The organism is Sulfurimonas sp. (assembly GCF_029027405.1).
GTDB lineage: Bacteria > Campylobacterota > Campylobacteria > Campylobacterales > Sulfurimonadaceae > Sulfurimonas.
Genome location: NZ_CP093396.1, coordinates 389,561 through 409,404 on the forward strand (window position 1 = coordinate 389,561; position 19,844 = coordinate 409,404).

Genomic DNA, 19,844 nt, shown 5'->3' on the forward strand with positions numbered 1-19,844 from the left:
TTTTAAAATGCTGACTGCACAACTCCGCCATCAACGCGAAGTGTTGCCCCATTTGTAGCACTGGCATTTTGACTTGAAATATACACTATCATATTTGCTATTTCATCTACACTTGAAAATCTTTGAATTAAAGATGTTGGTCGAACTTCATCAAAAAAGAATTTTTCTATCTCTTGAAATGTTTTATTTTCTTGTTTTGCTAAATCTTGCATAAATTGTGCAACACCTTCTGATGTTGAAGGACCAACTATGATAGAGTTTGAAGTAACTTGTGTGCCTTTTGTTAGTTCAGCGATTCCTCGAGCAACTGATATTTGTGCAGTTTTTGTCATACCATAATGTATCATCTCTTTAGGGATTTGAAGTGCTGATTCACTTGAAATAAATAAAATTCTTCCCCAGTTTTGTTCTAACATTTTAGGTAAATAATGTTGAGAAAGTCTTACCCCACTCATAACATTAACATTAAACATATGTAACCACTCATCACTAGAGATATCTGTAAAATCTCTTGGTTCAAATATACCTACATTATTTATCAAAATATCTATATGTTTGATTTGTGAAATTAGTTTAGTGCATCCTTGCTCATCTTTTAAATCAGCAGCTATTCCTGTAATGGTAAGTTTTGAAAATTCATTTTTCAAGTTACTTACAGCAATATTTACTTTTGAGATATCTCTTCCATTGATAATAACATTTACACCTTCTTCACAAAGTTTTTTTGCAGATGCAAAGCCGATACCCTGTGTTGATCCTGTAATTAAAGCAGTTTTATTTTGTATATTTAAATTCATTTTTTTCCTTTTTTATGATTATATAAAATAATAATCGTATTTAAATCGCAAATAAAAAAAATTATTTCTAAAGAGAATTATTTTATAAATGATATAATCTATAAATATATTACTAGGAAATAAAATGAATGCAAAAATATTTTTTGGCTCAACAGAGGCTACTAAAGAAAACTTGAGTGAAAGAAAAAGTCCATTTAGTGGGGATGTGGTTTCTACTGCTCCTATTTGTAGTGAGGCAGATGCTTTAAAAGCTTTAAAAATTGCGCAAGATGCTACAAAAGAAGCTAAAGCATCTACTCTTTCTCAAAGATGTTCTTGGCTTTTAGATGTTGCTTCTAAGCTTAAAGAGAACAAGGAAGATATAGCGCAAACTATTACTGACGAAGTTGGAAAACCCATAACTTTTGCTCGTGTAGAAGTAGATAGATGCATCGAAACTGTTACTTTATCAGCCGAAACCATGCGTACTATGCATGGAGAGACAATCAACACAGATGCTATGCCTAGTGGTAAAAAAACTATCTCTTATTTTTCTCGTGAACCTATTGGAGTTGCTGTTGCTATTACTCCTTTTAACTTTCCTCTAAATCTTATAGCTCACAAATTAGCACCTGCTTTAGTTGCTGGTAATGCAGTAGTTTTAAAACCAACTCCTGAAGCACCTTTAACAGCGTATAAATTTGCAAAACTTTTCATAGAAAGTGAGTATGCAGTTAAAGATGCCCTGAGTGTAGTTTATGGAGATGCTGAAGTTGGAAGTGCTTTAATTACAAGTGATATACCTCGTGTTATAAGCTTTACAGGAAGTGTTCCTGTTGGAGAAATCATTGTTAAAAATGCAGGAATTAAAAAAGTTTCACTTGAACTTGGTGGAAATGCAGCAACTTATATAGATGCTAGTGCAGATTTAACTTTAGCTGCACAGCGTTGTGCTTTAGGTGCATTTGTAAATTCTGGACAAGTTTGTATTTCTCTTCAGCGCATCTATGTAGATGCTAAAGTATATGATGAGTTTGCATCTAAGATGGCGCAAGAAACTAAAAAACTTGTAGTTGGTTCACCTTATGAAGAGAGTACTTTTATGGGTCCTTTGATTGATGAAGAAGCTGCAACTCGTGCTATGAACTGGGTACAAAGTGCCATAGATGAAGGGGCAAGAGCGCTTCTAACTCCTTCTTGTGATGGAGTTATGTTTAAGCCTTGTGTGATGGCAGATGTACGAGATGATATGGCAATAGTATGTGAAGAAGTTTTTGCTCCTATAGTTTCTCTTGTGAAAGTTGATAGTTTTGATGATGCACTTCCTCGTATTAATAACTCTCCGTATGGACTTCAATCTTCTGTATTTACAAATGATTTGAGTTTAACAAAACGAGCAATTAGTGAGCTAGATGCTGGTGGAATTGTTATAAATGATATGCCAACTCTTAGGTTCGATATTCAGCCTTATGGAGGTGTAAAACTTAGTGGAGTAGGGCGTGAAGGTCCTAGATTTGCCATTGAAGAATTTACGGAAATTAAGAGTGTAGTTGTCTGTTAATTAGTCCACTAAATGAGCAAAGCCCATTTAGTTCCGCTCGCGCCGCTGTGGCGACTAAAGTTAGAACTTTTTTAAAGTTCAGAGGTATATAATGAAAAAAGTAATTATTTCTGCTTGTTTACTTGGACATCTTTGCCGTTATGATGGGCAAACTAAAAGTGTAGATGCAATAGCTGAAAAGTTTAAAGACTATGAAATCATCCCTTTTTGTCCTGAGGCACCAATTTTTGGAACTCCTAGAGAGCGGATAAATATTGTTGATTTTGATGGTGATTTAAAAATAATTACAAATGAGAGTAATAAAGATGTAACACAACTTTTAAAAGATGAAATAAACTCTTTCACTAAACTTCATCCAGAAGCAGATGCCATAGTTTTAAAATCTAAAAGCCCTAGTTGTGGCTATGGGACTACACCTATAATGAATAAAGAAAAAAAAGTGATTAAGCTCGGTAACGGAATTGCTACCGAAATGTTTTTAAAAGAATATTCAACTATAAAAATAAAAGACGAACTAAACTATTGAAATAGTTTTAAAATATTTGATTGGACTGCATTTTTTTGAGCAAGAGCAAATACACCAGTCTGATCTAAAATTTTGTTTTTATTAAAGTTTGCACTCTCTTGTGCAAAGTCCAAATCTCTTATTTGTGATTCTGCTGAGGCTATGTTTATTCTTGAAACAGATATATTTCTTACATTTGATTCTAAAGCATTTTGCCCAGCACCTAAGTTACTCATGATTAAACCTGTAGATTCTAAAGCTTTATCAATATTTTTTAAACTATCGTCTATCTTACTACTATCTAAAACATCTACTGCAGGAAGGATTGAAGAGGCATCGCCAAAGTCTACATGAACTTTTTCTCCAGCATTTGCACCTGTATGAAATGTAAATTCGCCTTTTTCTTGAAGTATGTTTATGCCGTTGTATGATGTTGTATTTACAATTTTGTTTGCAGAAGAGAGAAGTTTATCTATCTCATTTTGTATAATACTTCTGTTACTATGATTCATAATGCCACTAGATGCTTTGAGTGCTAACACTCTTACATCATTTAGTATATTTGAATACTCCTGCATAGCTCCATCTGCTACTTGAACCATACCTATTGCATTGTTAGTATTTTGTATGGCTTGACCTAAACCACGAACTTGAGCAGACATTTTATCTGCAATAGACATACCTGAAGCGTCATCTGCGGCACTATTGATTCGTGAACCTGAAGATAGTTTAGTTAGGTTTGAGTTAAGGTTTATGCCTGTGTTTGTTAGAGCATTTGTGTTTGAAACATTCATAAAAAATCCTTTAAATTTAGGTTACATTAATAAAGTATACATTTTTTTAACCCTAGAAGATATAAAAGATTAAAACTGTTTTGGATATAATCGCTTAATTTTATAAAAGAGAATAATAGATGGATATTAGAGAAGAGTATTTAAAATATTTTGAGTCAAAAAATCATGAACGCATAGCATCTGCGCCATTAGTGCCAGAAGATGCAACACTTTTGTTTAACAATGCAGGAATGGTACCTTTTAAGTCGATTTTTACAGGCGAAGTTCCAAGACCAGCTAACCCAAGAGCAACCTCATGTCAAACCTGTTTAAGAGCAGGTGGAAAGCATAATGATTTGGAAAATGTTGGGCATACTGCTAGACATCATACATTTTTTGAGATGCTAGGAAACTTTAGCTTTGGAGATTATTTTAAAGAAGAAGCGATTGACTATGCTTGGGAATTTTTGACTGAGGTTATCAAACTTCCTTCTGATAAACTTTGGATAACAGTTCATGATAGTGATGATGAAGCTGAAAAACTTTGGAAAAAATATGTTCCATCAGATAAGATTTTAAGACTAGGAGATGCAGATAACTTTTGGTCTATGGGAGATACAGGAGCGTGTGGACCATGTTCTGAGATTTTTTATGATCAAGGTGAAGAACACTTTAGTGGCAAAGAAGATTATCTTGGTGGAGAAGGCGATAGATTTTTAGAGATTTGGAATCTTGTTTTTATGCAATATGAGAAAGCAGCAGATGGTTCAATGACTCCACTTCCAAGACCTTCTATTGACACAGGCATGGGACTTGAAAGAGTTATTGCCATAAAAGAAGGTAAGCGTTCTAACTATGATTCATCACTTTTTATGCCAATCATAAACAAAGTAGAAACCCTTATAGGTAAAGAGTATGAGTATTCAACTGGTGCTTCATATAGAGTTATAGCTGATCACATTAGAACGGCACTTTTTCTTTTAGCTCAAGGTATAAATTTCTCAAATGAGGGCCGTGGTTATGTGCTTCGTCGCATCTTGCGTCGTGCTGTAAGACATGGTTATCTTCTTGGATTTAGAGAAGCATTTATGTACAAGCTTGTTGATATTGTTGTAGAGATTATGGGTGGTGAATACGACTACCTAATCACAAAAGCAAAAGCTGTTAAAGAACAGATTCAACTAGAAGAAGCTAGATTTTTTAAGACTATTGAGTCTGGGATAGAGCTGTTTGAATTAGAGTTAAAAAATACAAAAGAGATTTTTAGTGGTGAGGTTGCTTTTAAACTTTACGATACTTTTGGTTTTCCACTAGACTTAACAGAAGATATGCTTAAGGGTAAAAACTTAGGTCTTGATTCTGCAAAGTTTGAAGAGTTGATGCTTGCGCAAAGAACTCGTGCAAAAGCTGCTTGGAAAGGTAGTGGAGATTCTCAAGCACATGGAGATTTTAAAGAACTTTTAGAAAAATTTGGTGAAAACACTTTTGTTGGTTATGAATTTTTAGCTCATTCTGGAGAAGTATTAGCACTCTTAGATGCACAGTTTAAACATGCTGACATACTTCAAGCAGGAGAAAAAGGTTGGGTACTTTTAGATACAACTCCTTTTTATGCCGAGAGTGGTGGACAGATGGGGGATAGCGGAGAGTTAGAAGGTTTTGCTAAAGTAGAAGATACTAGAAAAATTTTCGGCTTAAATCTTTCACAAATCACTCTTAGCAAAACTCTAAAAGTTGGAGATATTGTTGAGTCTATAGTAGATATTTCAAGAGCAGAAATCATTAAACATCACTCAGCAACACATCTTTTACATGCTATTTTATATGATGTTTTAGGTGACCATATATCTCAAGCTGGTTCACTTGTAGAAGACAAGAGACTTAGATTTGACTTTTCTCACCCTAAAGCTTTAACACATGAAGAGTTAGTAGAGATAGAAACAAGAGTAAACCGTGATGTTCTAAGAGCTATCCCTGCAAAAACAGAAGTTATGTGCATAGAAGATGCTAAAAAGTCAGGAGCAAAAGCTCAGTTTGGCGAGAAGTATGGTGATGAAGTCCGTGTTGTAAGTTTCTCAGATGCTTCAGTTGAGTTTTGTGGTGGTGTTCATGTTGATAACTCAGCAAATATCGGTTCTTTTATCATCACAAAAGAAAGTGGAGTTTCTGCGGGTGTTAGACGAATAGAAGCTGTTGTTGGTCATGCTGCATATGAGTATTTTTGTGATCAAAGAGTTATGATAAAACGCGTTGAAGCTGAGGTTAAAAACTTAGATATTATGGCTGGTATTTCAAGACTAAAGTCAAACATAACAGAGTTAAAAACAGAACTTAAAGAGTCTCAAGAAAGTTCAAAAGTAGAAATATCTTCTAATGAAATAAATGGCGTAGCCGTTGTAGTTGAAGAACTTCCATCTGGAGATATTAAAGAAAAGATAGATGAGCTTAAAAACCAAAATGAAAAACTTTGTGCAATGCTTTTTCAAGTTAAAGGCGATAAAGTTCTTATAGCCGCTGGTGTTAAAAACGCAGATGCTAAAGCTGGTGATTGGATTAAAAAAATTGCTCCGATTCTTGGTGGTGGTGGCGGCGGTCGTCCTGACTTTGCACAAGCTGGTGGAAAAGATAAAACTAAACTTCCAGATGCAAAAATACAAGCACTTGCATACATAACAGAGGTTCTTTCTTAGTGCAGGAAATCTTTGCTGAATACAAAACTTTTATAGTTTTTTTACATGTTATCTCAGCTGTTGTATGGGTTGGTGGTATGATAGCTATGCGTTACGCCGCTCATCCATCATTTATAGAAATAGAATCACCACAAAAAAGACTAGAGAGAATAGCAGATGCACTAAAGAGACTCTTTTGCATCGCGGCTCCCTTTGTATTACTCCTCCTTTTTACAGCGATATTTATGATAAAAGGCTACTCAATTTCAGATAGTGAATTCAAACTCTTCGTTTATACCAAAGAGGGTATTTGGACAATAATGTTTCTTAATCTAGCTCTTATGATTAGACGAAGAAATAAAGCAGAAAAAGCTCTTAATAATGGAGATTTTGTTCTTGCGAAAAACCAATTAGAACTCATAGGTAAATATATGGTACCTCTAAATATTTTGCTTGGTGTAACGGCTATATTTATAGGTTCTTACTTCTCCTCAGTACTTTAAAATGATTAGACTTGCCTCTTCCTCATACACTCGTGCAATGCTTTTAAAAAAGGCGGGCATTGAGTTTTTACAAGAATCAAAAGAGTTCGATGAAGACTCCATCCTTGCATCTAGCCCTAAAAACTTTGTATATCAAGCAACTTTAGGAAAATATGAAGTAAATATAGAAGCCTTTGGAATTGAGGATTACCCTATTTTAGTAGCTGATACAGTTGTGACAGCGAATAATAAAATACTTAGAAAAGCTAACTCACTTGAAAGTGCAAGAGAGATTTTGATGACTCAAAGCGGAAGTATAACTAGCATAGTAACTTGCATGATTTACCATTCCAAACATAAAAAAATAATAGATATTTCACAAACTGACTATCTTTTTGATGAGTTTGACAAAGATGACTTAGAAAAATATCTTAGAAATGGAGAGTGGCGAGGAAAGGCTGGTGCTTGTATGGTTGAAGGTTTTTGTAAATCATACATAAAAGAAGTACGAGGTTATGAAAGTACAGCAATGGGGCTAAATACTGAACTTTTAAAGGCCTTTTTATGAACTACTATGAAAATGAGATAAAAGCACTAAAAAAATCAAAAAGATTTCGTACTAGAGAAGTAGTAAACAATGATGTTTTAGACTTCGCATCTAATGATTACTTAGGACTCTCTCATAAAAAAGAACTTCATGAGAAAACTTGTGAGACTCTGTCTAATGAACCTGTTCACAGTTCAAAAGCTTCTCTTTTAGTTAATGGTTATCATCAAATTCACAAAGACTTTGAAGATGCACTTTGCGAGGCAAATGGATTTGAAAGTGGGGTTGTTGTAGGAAGTGGTTTTAATGCAAATATTGCACTTATTGAGGCTCTTGTAAGAAGTGGTGATGAACTTTTTATGGATGAGTTGTATCATGCATCTGGAGTGTTGGCATCTAAACTTAATGGCATAAAAGTTCAGTATTTTAAACATAACGATATGCAAGATTTAACTCAGATGCTAGAATCCTCAGATGCTTCGAGGAAAGTGGTGGCAGTCGAAGGAATCTACTCAATGGATGGAGATTTAGTGGACTCTGAAGTATTTAGCATCTGTGATACGCTAGATGCCATTCTAATAGTAGATGAAGCACATAGTAGTGGAGTTGTTGGAAATGACCTGATGGGTGTATTTGACCTATACAACATCGAGATAAAACCTAACCATATAAAAATGGGAACTCTTGGAAAAGCGTATGGAAGTTTTGGTGCATTTATCTTGGCATCTGAGCATATAATAGAGTATCTTATAAACCGTGCGAAGCCTATTATCTACGCTACTTCACTTTCTCTTTATGACACTTTACTTGCACATAATGCTCTGAAATTTATACTCCAAAATAAAGAGATAATCAAAGATGAAATTAGACTAAGACAGATGATAGTTTTACAAGAACTAGGCATAAAAGTTGATGGTTTAATAGTCCCAATCTTAATATGTGATAATAAAAAAGTAATAGAGATAAAAGATAAAATATTAGAGAGTGGTTATGCAATAGGTGGGATTCGTCAGCCAACAGTAAAACGAGCAATAGTTAGACTGATTGCAAGACTTGGTCAAACAGAAGTAGAGTTGATAGCTTTATGTAAAGAACTGAGCAAAATCATAAAATAATATGTCAAATTAAGAGGAGGGTTTATGTACAAAATATCGCAACGAAGATACCTTGGTAACAAAAATTCGATACTTGATTTTATAGATGACATCATTAAAAAAGAGGTTGGAGAGTTTGACTCACTCTGTGATATATTTTCAGGAACTGGTGTAGTTAGTTCATACTTTAACGATAAAAATAAAAAGATAATCTCTAACGACTTGCTCTATCAAAATTTTGTTTCTTTAAATGCTTTTTTAAATGATGAAGATTTTGATGAGATAAAAGTTAGAAAAATCATAAAAGACTTTAATGCATCTACGGCTTCAAGAGAAAACTACTTTTCTAAAAACTTTGGTGGAAGATATTTTTCAAAAAAGGTAGCAAAAAAAGTCGGGTTTATAAGAGAAGAGATAAAAAGACTTTTCATATCAGATGCCATAAATCTAAAAGAAAAACATATACTTTTAACTTCACTAAACTACTCCATAGACCGCATAGCAAATACTGTTGGACATTATGACGCTTATATAAAAAAAGAGATACGAGAACAAAAGTTTGAGATGAAGATGCTTGATGTTGACCTGAGTAAAAACAAAAATAATGAAGTTCATAACATAGATGCCAATATGCTCATACGAGATATAGAGTGTGATGTTCTTTACCTTGACCCGCCATACAATTCTAGACAATACTGTGATGCTTATCATCTACTTGAAAACTTAACTCAATGGAAAAAAACAGAAGTTTTTGGAGTAGCAAAAAAGTTTGACCGTTCTAAAATCAAAAGCGAATACTCACTAAAAAGTGCAGCAGATAGTTTTGATGACTTAATAATAAATGCAAAATGTAAATACATACTTCTCTCATACAACAACATGGCAAATAAAGGAAACGACAGAAGTAACGCAAAAATCTCTGATGAAGATATAATAAAATCCATGTCAAGAAGAGGTAAAGTAAAAGTTTTTGAAAAAGACTATAAAGCTTTTACAACTGGCAAGAGCAAACATGATGATAACAAAGAGAGAGTGTTTTTTCTTAAAATTGCTTAGATTTTTTTAACAAGACACTTAATATATTTTAGGTAAAATACGAATTGTATGACAATATGTCAAATATTTTAAATAAATTGATTTTCAATGATAAGCTTCTTGCAATAGAGGAGATAGAATTATGAAATTACCAAATTTATTTAATCATTATCAAATCCAAAAAGAGTTAAATAGTATGAATATGATACTTTCACAAACTGCCATTAGAACTGTTGAATTATTTGCTGGCGTAGGTGGGTTTCGTATAGGCTTAGAAAATATTAGACAATATTCAAAGCACTTCGAAATAGTATGGAGTAATCAATGGGAACCATCTACTAAGATACAACATGCATCACAAATATATGAGAAGCAGTTTGGATATGCGAATCATTCCAATGAAGATATTTCAAAAGTTTCTGTAAAAGATATTCCTGAGCATGATTTACTTGTAGGTGGTTTTCCCTGTCAAGATTACTCTGTTGCAAGTACATTAAAAAACTCACATGGAATAGTTGGCAAAAAAGGAGTCTTATGGTGGGAAATTTACAGAATATTACAAGAAAAAAAAGATAAAGCTCCTACGTATTTATTACTAGAAAATGTTGATAGATTATTAAAGTCTCCTGCAAGCCAAAGAGGTAGAGATTTTGCAATTATACTTTCTTCCCTTAACGCTCTTGGTTATTCTGTTGAGTGGAGAGTTATTAATGCAAGTGAATATGGAATGCCACAGAGAAGACGAAGAGTTTTTATATTTGCCTCAAAAATAGATACAAAATTTTATAATACATTGAAAGATAATTCTGCATCTGATATTTTAAGTTCTAAGAGCTTATTTGCAAAAACTTTTTCAGTGAATAAAATAGAGACTGAAAAAATTATGGTTAAAGAATTAAGTAATGATTTAGTAGAAATAACAAATAACTTTAACAAAGACACTCCTAAACAAAATGCTTTTTTAGATGCAGGATATATGATAAATGGTATTTACTATACATCTAAAGTTGAAGTGAATTATGAAGATAAATATTCTGTACTTGGTGATTTCTTACAAGATGAAAATACAGTACCAAAAGAGTTTTATATAAATGATGAAGAGCTAGAGAAATGGAAGTATCAAAAAGGTTCAAAATCAATACAAAGAATTAATAAAATTACAGGGCATGAATATACATATTCAGAAGGCAGTATGGGATTTCCTGACTGCGTGACAAAGCCAGCGAGAACTATTATTACAGGAGAGGGCGGGGCAAGTGCTTCAAGGTTTAAGCATGTGGTTTGTGTTGATGGTAAACACAGAAGACTTACTCCACTAGAGTTAGAAAGACTAAATATGTTTCCAGATAATCATACAGAAGGTATTTCAGATACAAAAAGAGCTTTTTTAATGGGTAATGCTTTGGTTGTTGGAATTATTGAAAGATTAGGAGAAAAAATATTAGATGAAATATAAATTAAAATCATATAGATATGGTGAGCTAATTTTAAATAATGAACCGCAATATAAAGATAAGTGGAATGAATTATTAGAAACAATAGAATCTATTACTGATGAAGAAATCATTGAAGCTCATGAGTCAAATAAAAGAGTGCCAAAAGGTTTGTCAGTCGCATTAAATAAAGTAATTAAAAAGAAACTTATTGACATTGGTTGGAAATCAGAATCAAGAATTTTTAATGATAATGAGTATTCAAATAAATCTTGGAGATTAGATTTTGCAAATGATAATATATCTATCGAAGTTGCATTTAATCATGGTGAAGCCATTGCATGGAACCTTGTTAAACCGACAATTGCTAGTGAATTAAATCATGTACAAAAAGAAATTAAAACAGATATTGCTATTGTAATATGTGCTACAAAAAATTTAAAAACACTGGGTGGATTTGATGGAGCAACTGGTGAATTTGAAAAATTCGAAAGATATTTAGATCCATTAAGGGGTTTGCTAACAGTACCTATGGTTATAATAGGGCTAGAAGCACCTGAAACATTTAAAATAGAACATAATAAAGTAGGAAATACAAAGCAAGGTATCGTGAAAAGATATTAGTGAGTTATTTAAAATCCCCTCTAAACTACACAGGTTCAAAGCACAAACTTTTAAAGCAAATCGAGCCACTGTTTCCAAAAGACATAGATACTTTTGTTGATCTATTTGCTGGTGGATGTAATGTTGGAGTTAATGCTAGTGCTAAAAGAATTATTGCAAATGATATTGATGAAAATATTATAGAATTGTACAGATATTTCAAAGAAAATAAAGCTGATAAAATCACTAAAGATATAGAAAAAATCATTATAAAATATAAGCTGTCAAATACTTCAAAATATGGATATGAAAAGTATAATACTACCTCAAGTATAGGTGTTGGAAAATATAATAAAAGATTTTATGAAAAATTACGAGCCGATTATAATAAAAATCCAAGTCCTCTTATGTTTTACACAACTTTACTTTTTGCATTTAACAATCAGATACGCTTTAACTCAAAAGGCGAGTTTAATACACCTGTAAATAAAAGAGATTTTAACAAAAATATAAAAAAGAATTTAGAATTATTTGTAGATAAGTTAAATATTTTAGATATAACTTTCACTTCACAAGACTTTAATGATATAAAAATATCACAAGATTCATTTGTATATATAGACCCTCCTTACTTAATCACACAAGCCACTTACAATGAAAATAATGGCTGGAATGAAGATAAAGAGTTGCAACTTTTACACTACATAGATGCTCTAGATGCTAGAGGAATTAAGTTCGCACTTTCTAATGTTTTTGAAAATAAAGGTAGAGTGCATGAGCTTTTAATCAAATGGAGCCAAAAGTATAAAGTTCATAAGTTAGAGCATAATTATCATAATTGAACCCTCTGAACAATCAAGCAATTTAACTTAACCTCCCTCAAACCAATAATTAGCTAAAATAAATATACTAAGAAGCCAAGTTTGAGGGATAAATATGCAACTAAGTTTTTTTGACCATGCCATGAAATACCAAGGTGGTAAGAAGAGTATGAAGTTTTTAAATGAGATGAAAGAGATTATTCCATTTGAAGCTATTGAGAAGATACTTATAGAGAAAAATGTATACAAACCCAACAAAGGTAAGACAGGAAGACCATCTATTCCATCAAAGATATTAGTAGGCTCACTTTTTTTACAAAACTGGTATGGATTGTCAGACCCAATGACCGAAGAGCTTATACATGACCGTATAAGCTTCAGAAAGTTTCTTGATATAAGAGATGAAGATACTATTCCAGATGAAACAACTATTTGTAAATTTAGAAACAAGCTTATCAAAGAAGAGATACTTGGTGATATATTTGAAGAAGTAAAAAAGATGATGGAATCTAAAAGACTTATACTCAATGAGGGAACTCTTATAGACGCTACTCTCATCCACTCAAGCGAACCAAAGAGAAAAAAAGATGACAAGGGTAAAGTTATTTCAAATAAAGCCCATGATTCTGATGCAACCTATACTTCAAAAAGAGGTCGTAAACATCATGGATTAAAGATGCATATAGCAACTGATACAAACGGTATCATCAAAAAAGTAATAGCTACAACTGCATCAACACACGATAGTACACAGTTTGATAAGCTGACAGAAGATGAAAATAAAGCAATATTCGCAGATAGCGGCTATATGCAAAAGGCAAGAAAAGTGGCACTAAGAGCAAAAGGTATTTTTGCTGGTATAGTTGAAAGACGAGTAAGAGGTCAATCGAAACTAAGACCTAAACAATCAAGAAATAATACAAGATTCTCAAAGATAAGATGTCTCGTGGAATTACCATTCGCATTTATAAAACAACATATGAACTTCAGAAAAACCAGATATCGGGGAATAGAGAAAAATCAACAACACTTTTTTATGTTGGCTGCTTGTTATAATCTGAGACGGACACCTGCACTGGTAAGGGCTAGGAACTGATACAAAAGGAACAAAATAAGGTTCTAACATGCTAATAAATAGTAGAAATATAGAAAAACAAGACAGAAACTCACTTCAAAATTGAAAGAGAATTTTTAAAATGATAGAATATTAGTATAAAGAAGAATCATCTGGCTTGTTCAGAGGGTTCAATTGTAATTATCAATCAAAAAATAAAAATACAAATAGCACAATTGAAGTCTTAATCATAAATTATTAGGCAAAATTGGATAAAATACTTTATGAAAATCCAAAAGTTAAAAATAACACTTGATGATAAAAATTTAGTAGATATAAGTTTTAATATATCTTCCTCTTTAGCCCTTGTTGGTCAGAGTGGAAGTGGTAAAAGTTTAACTCTTAAAGCACTTTTGGGGATGTTACCAAATACAATGAAATGTGAGTTAGAAGTAGATGCAGGATTCGAGCTAAAAGCTGGTAGCAATATCTCTTTTGTCCCTCAAAATCCATTTACTGCACTCTCTCCACTTACAAAAATAAGAAAGCAATTTTTTGTAGATGAGCAAAAAATAGAAGAGCTTTTTGCTCAGGTTGGCTTGGATATAGAACTAGCAGATAGATTTGCTCCAGAACTTTCAGGTGGTCAACTTCAAAGAGTCGTTCTTGCTATGGCATTAGAACATAGTCCAAAGCTTATGCTTCTTGATGAACCAACAACAGCACTAGATCCACAAACAAGAGTTTTGATTTTAGACTTGCTTAAAGATTTACAAAAACTCCATGGCTTTAAGATGCTTTTTGTAACACATGATATAACTTCAGCAAAAGCACTTTGCGAAGATATTTGTGTTTTAAGAGATGGGAAAATTGTTGAAAATGGAAAAATGGATGAGGTAGTTCTAAATCCACAAGAAAATTATACAAAAATATTAATAGATGCAGGTTTTGCAAATAGGGAATTTAGACAATGATAAAAACGAAAAATATATTATTTACTATTTTGTTACTTGGATTTTTATCTCCATTTTTAGTTTTAGGTTATTTTTTAATGGCATACAATTATGATATATCCACTTTAACAAACTATAAACCAGAGGTTACGACAAAAATTTACGATAAAAATGGCGAAAAAATAGCAAATATTTTCAACAAAAAACATAGATATTATGCAACTTTTTCTCAAATACCACCAAAAATAATTGAAGCACTTGTTGCCATTGAAGATACAACTTTTTTTGAGCATCCAGGGATAAATATAGATGCTATTTTTCGTGCTACAATAAAAGTTATACGAGCAGGAAGAGCAGTTGAAGGTGCAAGCACAATTACTCAACAGTTAGTAAAAAATGTACTTTTAACAAGAGAGAAAAAACTCTCACGCAAGATAAAAGAGGCTATATTTGCTTTAAAACTTGAAAATGCTTTAAGTAAAGAGCAGATACTAGAGTGCTACTTAAATGAGATATATTATGGTCATGGATATTACGGTATAAAAACAGCGGCAGATGGATATTTTCATAAAAAACTAGATGATTTAACTCTTAAAGAGATGGCTATTTTAGTTGGACTTCCAAAAGCACCAAGTACATATGCTCCAACAAAAAATTATGAAATTTCAATGGGCAGAGCAAATCGTGTTATAACTAGAATGTATACACTTGGTTGGATAGATGAGATAGAATATCAAGAAGCTTTATTTGAAACACCTGAAGTGTTTAATGATACTCTTACTCAAAATAAAGCCCCATTTATAGTTGATGAAGTTACAAGAAGGACTCGTGCTTTAGGTGTAAATGATATTAAAACAGGTGGATATGAGATATATACAACTGTTGATCTTAGACTTCAAAATGCAGCAAGAGTAGCACTTAAAAATGCTTATGATTTATCTTTAGAGCGTATTGAAGCTTATAAGCTCAAAGATCAAAAAATACTTTTAACAGATCCAACATGGGAAGTCGCAGGAGATACAAATACGACACTTTTAAATGGAGCGCTTGTTTCTCTTGATTCTAAAACTGGAAATATTTTGGCTCTTGTTGGTAGTATTGATTATAAAGTCTCATCATACAATCGTGCAACTCAAGGAAGAAGACAACCAGGGTCTGCTTTTAAACCTTTTATCTATCAAGTAGCAGTTGATTTGGGTTATTCTGGAGCTACTAAACTTATTGATATTGCAAGAACATATAAGTATGAAAAAGATGGTGAAGAGTTAAAATGGCAACCAAGAAATTATGAAAAAAATTATAAAGGTCTTATAAGTTTAAGAGAAGCCTTGATTCACTCACGAAACTTGGCTACTATCAACCTTGTAAACGATATTGGTTTACCACAACTCTTAAGAGAGTTTAAAAAATTTGGTATTAAAAACTTACCAAATGATCTTTCTATTTCACTAGGGACAATCTCTCTCTCACCTCTTCAACTTGCAAAATATTACACTTCATTTGCAAATCATGGAATGCAAATCACACCACATCTAATTACTTCAATAGATAAAGGTGGGAATACACTTTATGAAAAACAAGAAGAAACATATTTTATAACTGAGCCAACTCAAGCCTATATAATGACAACTATCTTAAGAGATGTGGTTAATCGTGGAACAGGTAGGAGAGCAAGAGCAAGAGGTATTGAGCTTGCTGGTAAAACTGGAACAACTAATAATAATGTAGATGGTTGGTTTGCAGGTTACTCCCCAACTGTTGAAACAATTGTTTGGTTTGGAAATGATGATAATACCCCGATGCACAGATGGGAAACAGGTGGTAAAATAGCAGGTCCTGCATTTTCACAGTTTTATCAAAGTCTTTTAAAATTATACCCTCAAATACAAAGAAAATTTATTGCTCCTGAGGGAATTATAGAAGTGGAAGTTGATGGAAAAAAAGAGTATTTTAGCGATATTTCTAAACCGCCACGCATAGAAAATCAAGTAAATCCAGAAGCGGAGTTGTTATTTTGATAAAAAACATTAGTCTGTAGGTTTTTTAAGAGATTTGATATTTATTTTTCTTCCAACTTTTTTTGGAGGATAACTTGAATCTCTTGCACTTCCATCGTAACGGTGGTTTCTCTCTCCACTCTTCCCTGAAAATAAAGCTTTTCCATTTTCATCTTTGCCTAAAAATTTATTAGGAGCTTTTTTCTTTTTTTCCCATTGTGCCGCTTTTTCATCGTCTTTTTTATAATCTCGTTTAGGTTTATCACTTATTGGCTTTGGTGTACCAACTTTATCATCATAGTTTTTTTTGGCAATCTCTTTGATTCTTTCTTTTGAGAGAGGTTTTCTAGCTTTTGGATCTATTTCTTTTACTTCTTTTTGAGGATATTCAAAGCCGCTAACAATTTCTTGTTTTATAACACGACCTAAAAGAGTTTCTATTGGATAGAGTAGTTTTTGTTCACTTTCATTTAGAAGTAAAACAGCATTTTTTGTTGTATGTGATAGTCTCGCTATATATATAACAGCTTTTAATGGAACATCAAAACTAATCAGAAGAGTACAAGTTAAATCTTTATCTTTGATAAGTGTTTTATCATCTATAACTTTGATACCAGTTAGAGTTTCTTCAAGTATTCTAGTATCACCTGAAGTTACTACTATAATATCTTCATTAGTATTTTGAGCGACTAAATCATGAGCAAGGGCTAATTTCTTATCGTTAGGACATGGGTGAATTTTATGGTTATTTGCTTTAATTGTTGGTTTTGTTGATGACATATTATATCCTAAGGAAGTATTTGTGCAATTATATCTCTTATATTCAAAACAAGCAACTAATTTTTAATAGTTATTGTAAAAAGGGCACCTATATCGGTATTTATAACGCTTATTGTTCCAGCGTGTTTTTTAACTATTTGCGAACTCATGTAAAGTCCTATCCCAGTACCTTTACCATCTTCTTTTGTTGTTACATTTGGCTTAAATATATCAGCTATAATATGCTCTGGGATACCAAGTGCATTATCGCTAAAGTCTATAATGTTTTTGTTTTTTTCTATATATGTTTTTATATTAATAGTTCTATTTTTGATATTATGCGTAGCGGTATCCTTTAGGGCTTTTTCATTAAAAGCATCTATGCTGTTACTTATAAGATTTAAAAAAAGATGTTTAAACTCATTTGTAAGACCATAGATGCTAAGATTATCTTCAATCTCTATATTTAGATTTATATTGTTCTTAATTAATTCATCTTTCATTAGTATCTCAACACTCTGTATACAATCAGCAACAGAAAAATCTGCATTTTCTTTGGAAGGTCTAAAAAAAGTTCTAAATTCATTTAGCGTATTTACCATGTGAGCTATTTGCATTTGTGAAGTTTGTGTTAAATCTCTGATATAGTTACTATCAACTACCCCATCTTTAAAATCATCTTCTAACATATCGTTCATCATGCTTAGAGAGTTTAAAGGTTGTTTCCATTGATGTGCTACGGCATCCATCATTTCTCCCATAGTAGCCATTTTTGATTGTTGAGAAAGTAGTTTGTCTTTTTTACTGCTAGATGCTTGAACAACGACAGAGCGCTTATCTATTTGTTTTAAAAAAATAGAGTTGTTCTTTTGAACCTTTTGAGTTTTCTTTTTTTGGTTTTGATAGATTTCTATAAGACGATGAGTTTGCTCTCTAAGCCTATGGCTAGAGAGCCTTGAAAGAACAATGATTTCATCAATGAGTTTTTGATTTTCATCTTCCATCTAAGTTTTACTTAATTAAAAGCTCTATTTAATGCACAAAACATAGCTTTTATAGATGCAGTTGCTATGTCATTATCTCTGCCAACTCCATAACAAGATAGAGTTTCTTTTGTCTGAATCTCTATATATGCGACAGCTGAGGCTGAACTTTTATCTCCGCAAGAATGTTCAGAGTAGGAGTTTATAGTAAACTCATTTTTATAGTCTTTCATAAGAGCATTTTTACAAGCATCTATAGGTCCGTTACCTTCTCCAGATGCTATAATATTTACTCCCTTATAGCTGTAAGTTAAAGAACAACTAGAAATCTTATTATCAGACTTTACTCTAAAATCAACAAAAGAGATATGTTCTTGGACTTTAAAATAAGTATCTTTAAATATTTCTAAAATTTCTTTAGCATCTAGCTCTCTACCTTCAACCTCGGTACTACCTTGAACAAGTTTTCCAATTTCTGGATGCATTGCTTTTGGTAGAGAATAACCAAAGTTTTTCTCTAGTATAAAAGCTACTCCACCTTTTCCAGATTGTGAGTTTATACGAATGATACTCTCATAAGTTCTTCCAACATCTTGTGGGTCTATCGGTAAGTATGGAACTTCCCAGAACTCATCATCTTTATTTTTTTGGTAAGCTAAGCCTTTGTTAATTGCATCTTGGTGTGAACCTGAAAATGCAGTATAAACCAACTCTCCAACATAAGGGTGGCGAAAGTGAGTCTCTATCTCTGTACATCTTTCTACAACATCTAAAACTTCATTTATATTTGTAAAATCAAGTTTAGAATCAACTCCCTGAGTTGTCATATTTAAAGCTAAAGTAATGATGTCAACATTTCCTGTTCTCTCTCCATTGCTTAAAAGTGTTCCTTCAACTCTGTCCGCTCCAGCTAAAAGTGCTAACTCAGTTGCTGCAACAGAAGTTCCTCTGTCATTATGCGTGTGAGTTGAGATGATGACATTTTCTCTATTATTTAAGTGAGCGGCCATCCACTCTATCTGGTCGGCGTAGATATTTGGAGTTGCCATTTCAACAGTTGCAGGAAGGTTTATGATAACTTTTCTATTATCACTAATACCCCATTCTTTCGTTACAGCATTTGAAATTTCTACTGCAAATTCTAACTCTGTACCGGTAAAACTCTCTGGTGAGTATTCTAAAAATATTTCTCCATCATGAAGTTGTTCATATTTTTTTACTAACTTAACACCTTCTAATGCAAGCTTAACTATCTCTTGTTGAGTTTTATTAAAAACTATCTTTCTTTGAGCAGTAGAAGTTGAATTGTATAGATGCACAGTTGCTTTTTTTACACCTTTTAATGCTTCAAAACTCTTAGCAATTAAATGCTCTCTTGCTTGAACCAATACCTGAATTGTGACATCATCGGGTATAAGATTATCATCAACCAAACGGCGTAAAAAATCAAATTCTACTTTTGAAGCAGATGGAAAACCAACTTCAATTTCTTTAAATCCAAGTTTTAATAAGAGTGCGAAAAGTTCAAGTTTTTTAGTAATATTCATAGGATTGATTAGTGCTTGATTTCCATCTCGTAAATCTACACTGCACCATAATGGAGCTTGGGTAATTATTTTAGTTGGCCAAACACGATTTGGCAAATCAATTTGCGGATAAGGTTTATATTTACCTTGATTCATATTGAATCCTTAACTTGAAATTTTGATAGGCACTCTTACATAAACTATCATAGTCACAATTATATCAAATTAATGGTTGTCGGAAGAATAAAAGTGTAGAGATCCCCGCAAAAGCGG

18 protein-coding genes are annotated in these 19,844 nt (G+C 32.5%); 13 read left to right on the forward strand and 5 right to left on the reverse strand.

The annotated features are described in order from the left end of the window. Positions 1-2: 2 nt before the first annotated feature. The gene (locus tag MOV42_RS02035) at positions 3-797 is read right to left on the reverse strand and encodes an SDR family oxidoreductase (RefSeq protein WP_324172156.1); all 795 of its coding nucleotides are present in this window, start codon (positions 795-797) and stop codon (positions 3-5) included. A gap of 124 nt (positions 798-921) precedes the next feature. Here MOV42_RS02035 and MOV42_RS02040 point away from each other — a divergent pair, with 124 nt between their 5' ends. Both MOV42_RS02040 and MOV42_RS02045 read left to right on the forward strand, forming a co-directional pair. Continuing rightward, on the forward strand, positions 922-2,337 hold the full coding sequence (locus tag MOV42_RS02040) for an aldehyde dehydrogenase family protein (RefSeq protein WP_324172157.1): 1,416 nt from the start codon (positions 922-924) through the stop codon (positions 2,335-2,337). A gap of 91 nt (positions 2,338-2,428) precedes the next feature. Beyond that, complete coding sequence (locus tag MOV42_RS02045; protein ID WP_324172158.1) at positions 2,429-2,863, forward strand: DUF523 domain-containing protein; 435 nt, start codon at positions 2,429-2,431, stop codon at positions 2,861-2,863. Here the strand turns inward: MOV42_RS02045 and MOV42_RS02050 are convergent. After that, positions 2,857-3,636 (reverse strand): flagellin, encoded by a 780-nt coding sequence (locus tag MOV42_RS02050; protein ID WP_324172159.1) that lies wholly within the window; start codon positions 3,634-3,636, stop codon positions 2,857-2,859. The genes MOV42_RS02045 and MOV42_RS02050 overlap by 7 nt on opposite strands. Before the next feature lie 119 nt (positions 3,637-3,755). Between MOV42_RS02050 and alaS the strand changes: the two genes are divergently transcribed. The 11 genes from alaS (at position 3,756) to MOV42_RS02105 (ending at position 16,324) form a co-directional block, all read left to right on the forward strand. Continuing rightward, positions 3,756-6,305, forward strand: a complete 2,550-nt coding sequence (gene alaS, locus MOV42_RS02055; RefSeq protein ID WP_324172160.1) for an alanine--tRNA ligase — start codon at positions 3,756-3,758, stop codon at positions 6,303-6,305. Next, positions 6,305-6,787, forward strand: a complete 483-nt coding sequence (locus tag MOV42_RS02060) for a hypothetical protein (protein ID WP_324172161.1) — start codon at positions 6,305-6,307, stop codon at positions 6,785-6,787. Before alaS ends, MOV42_RS02060 begins: the two co-directional genes overlap by 1 nt. Position 6,788: 1 nt before the next feature. Next, a complete protein-coding gene (gene maf / locus MOV42_RS02065; RefSeq protein WP_324172162.1) occupies positions 6,789-7,334 on the forward strand; it encodes a septum formation inhibitor Maf in 546 nt (181 codons plus the stop codon). Further along, positions 7,331-8,428: an aminotransferase class I/II-fold pyridoxal phosphate-dependent enzyme gene (locus tag MOV42_RS02070; RefSeq protein ID WP_324172163.1), complete on the forward strand. Its 1,098-nt coding sequence runs from the start codon at positions 7,331-7,333 to the stop codon at positions 8,426-8,428. The genes maf and MOV42_RS02070 overlap by 4 nt, the downstream gene beginning before the upstream one ends. A gap of 24 nt (positions 8,429-8,452) precedes the next feature. Beyond that, on the forward strand, positions 8,453-9,463 hold the full coding sequence (locus MOV42_RS02075) for a DNA adenine methylase (protein ID WP_324172164.1): 1,011 nt from the start codon (positions 8,453-8,455) through the stop codon (positions 9,461-9,463). 121 nt (positions 9,464-9,584) lie between these two features. After that, entirely contained in the window at positions 9,585-10,898 is a 1,314-nt protein-coding gene (gene dcm / locus MOV42_RS02080) for a DNA (cytosine-5-)-methyltransferase (RefSeq protein WP_324172165.1), read from the forward strand. Next, complete coding sequence (locus tag MOV42_RS02085; protein ID WP_324172166.1) at positions 10,888-11,499, forward strand: BglII/BstYI family type II restriction endonuclease; 612 nt, start codon at positions 10,888-10,890, stop codon at positions 11,497-11,499. The genes dcm and MOV42_RS02085 overlap by 11 nt, the downstream gene beginning before the upstream one ends. Further along, on the forward strand, positions 11,499-12,320 hold the full coding sequence (locus MOV42_RS02090) for a Dam family site-specific DNA-(adenine-N6)-methyltransferase (protein WP_324172167.1): 822 nt from the start codon (positions 11,499-11,501) through the stop codon (positions 12,318-12,320). Before MOV42_RS02085 ends, MOV42_RS02090 begins: the two co-directional genes overlap by 1 nt. Before the next feature lie 94 nt (positions 12,321-12,414). Next, positions 12,415-13,395, forward strand: a complete 981-nt coding sequence (locus MOV42_RS02095; protein WP_324170753.1) for an IS5 family transposase — start codon at positions 12,415-12,417, stop codon at positions 13,393-13,395. A 242-nt stretch (positions 13,396-13,637) separates the two neighbouring features. Further along, positions 13,638-14,327 carry an ATP-binding cassette domain-containing protein gene (locus MOV42_RS02100; protein WP_324172168.1) on the forward strand — a complete coding sequence of 230 codons (690 nt, stop codon included), beginning with the start codon at positions 13,638-13,640 and terminating at the stop codon, positions 14,325-14,327. Continuing rightward, on the forward strand, positions 14,324-16,324 hold the full coding sequence (locus MOV42_RS02105) for a PBP1A family penicillin-binding protein (protein WP_324172169.1): 2,001 nt from the start codon (positions 14,324-14,326) through the stop codon (positions 16,322-16,324). The genes MOV42_RS02100 and MOV42_RS02105 overlap by 4 nt, the downstream gene beginning before the upstream one ends. A gap of 9 nt (positions 16,325-16,333) precedes the next feature. Here MOV42_RS02105 and MOV42_RS02110 read toward each other — a convergent pair whose 3' ends face one another. Genes MOV42_RS02110 through leuA form a run of 3 tightly spaced genes read right to left on the reverse strand, consistent with a single transcriptional unit; the run spans position 16,334 to position 19,727 of the window. Continuing rightward, a complete protein-coding gene (locus MOV42_RS02110) occupies positions 16,334-17,083 on the reverse strand; it encodes a hypothetical protein (RefSeq protein ID WP_324172170.1) in 750 nt (249 codons plus the stop codon). A 56-nt stretch (positions 17,084-17,139) separates the two neighbouring features. Further along, complete coding sequence (locus MOV42_RS02115; RefSeq protein ID WP_324172171.1) at positions 17,140-18,066, reverse strand: HAMP domain-containing sensor histidine kinase; 927 nt, start codon at positions 18,064-18,066, stop codon at positions 17,140-17,142. An 11-nt stretch (positions 18,067-18,077) separates the two neighbouring features. Then, positions 18,078-19,727, reverse strand: coding sequence for a 2-isopropylmalate synthase (leuA, locus tag MOV42_RS02120; protein WP_324172172.1), 1,650 nt, complete (start codon positions 19,725-19,727; stop codon positions 18,078-18,080). Positions 19,728-19,844 lie beyond the last annotated feature (117 nt).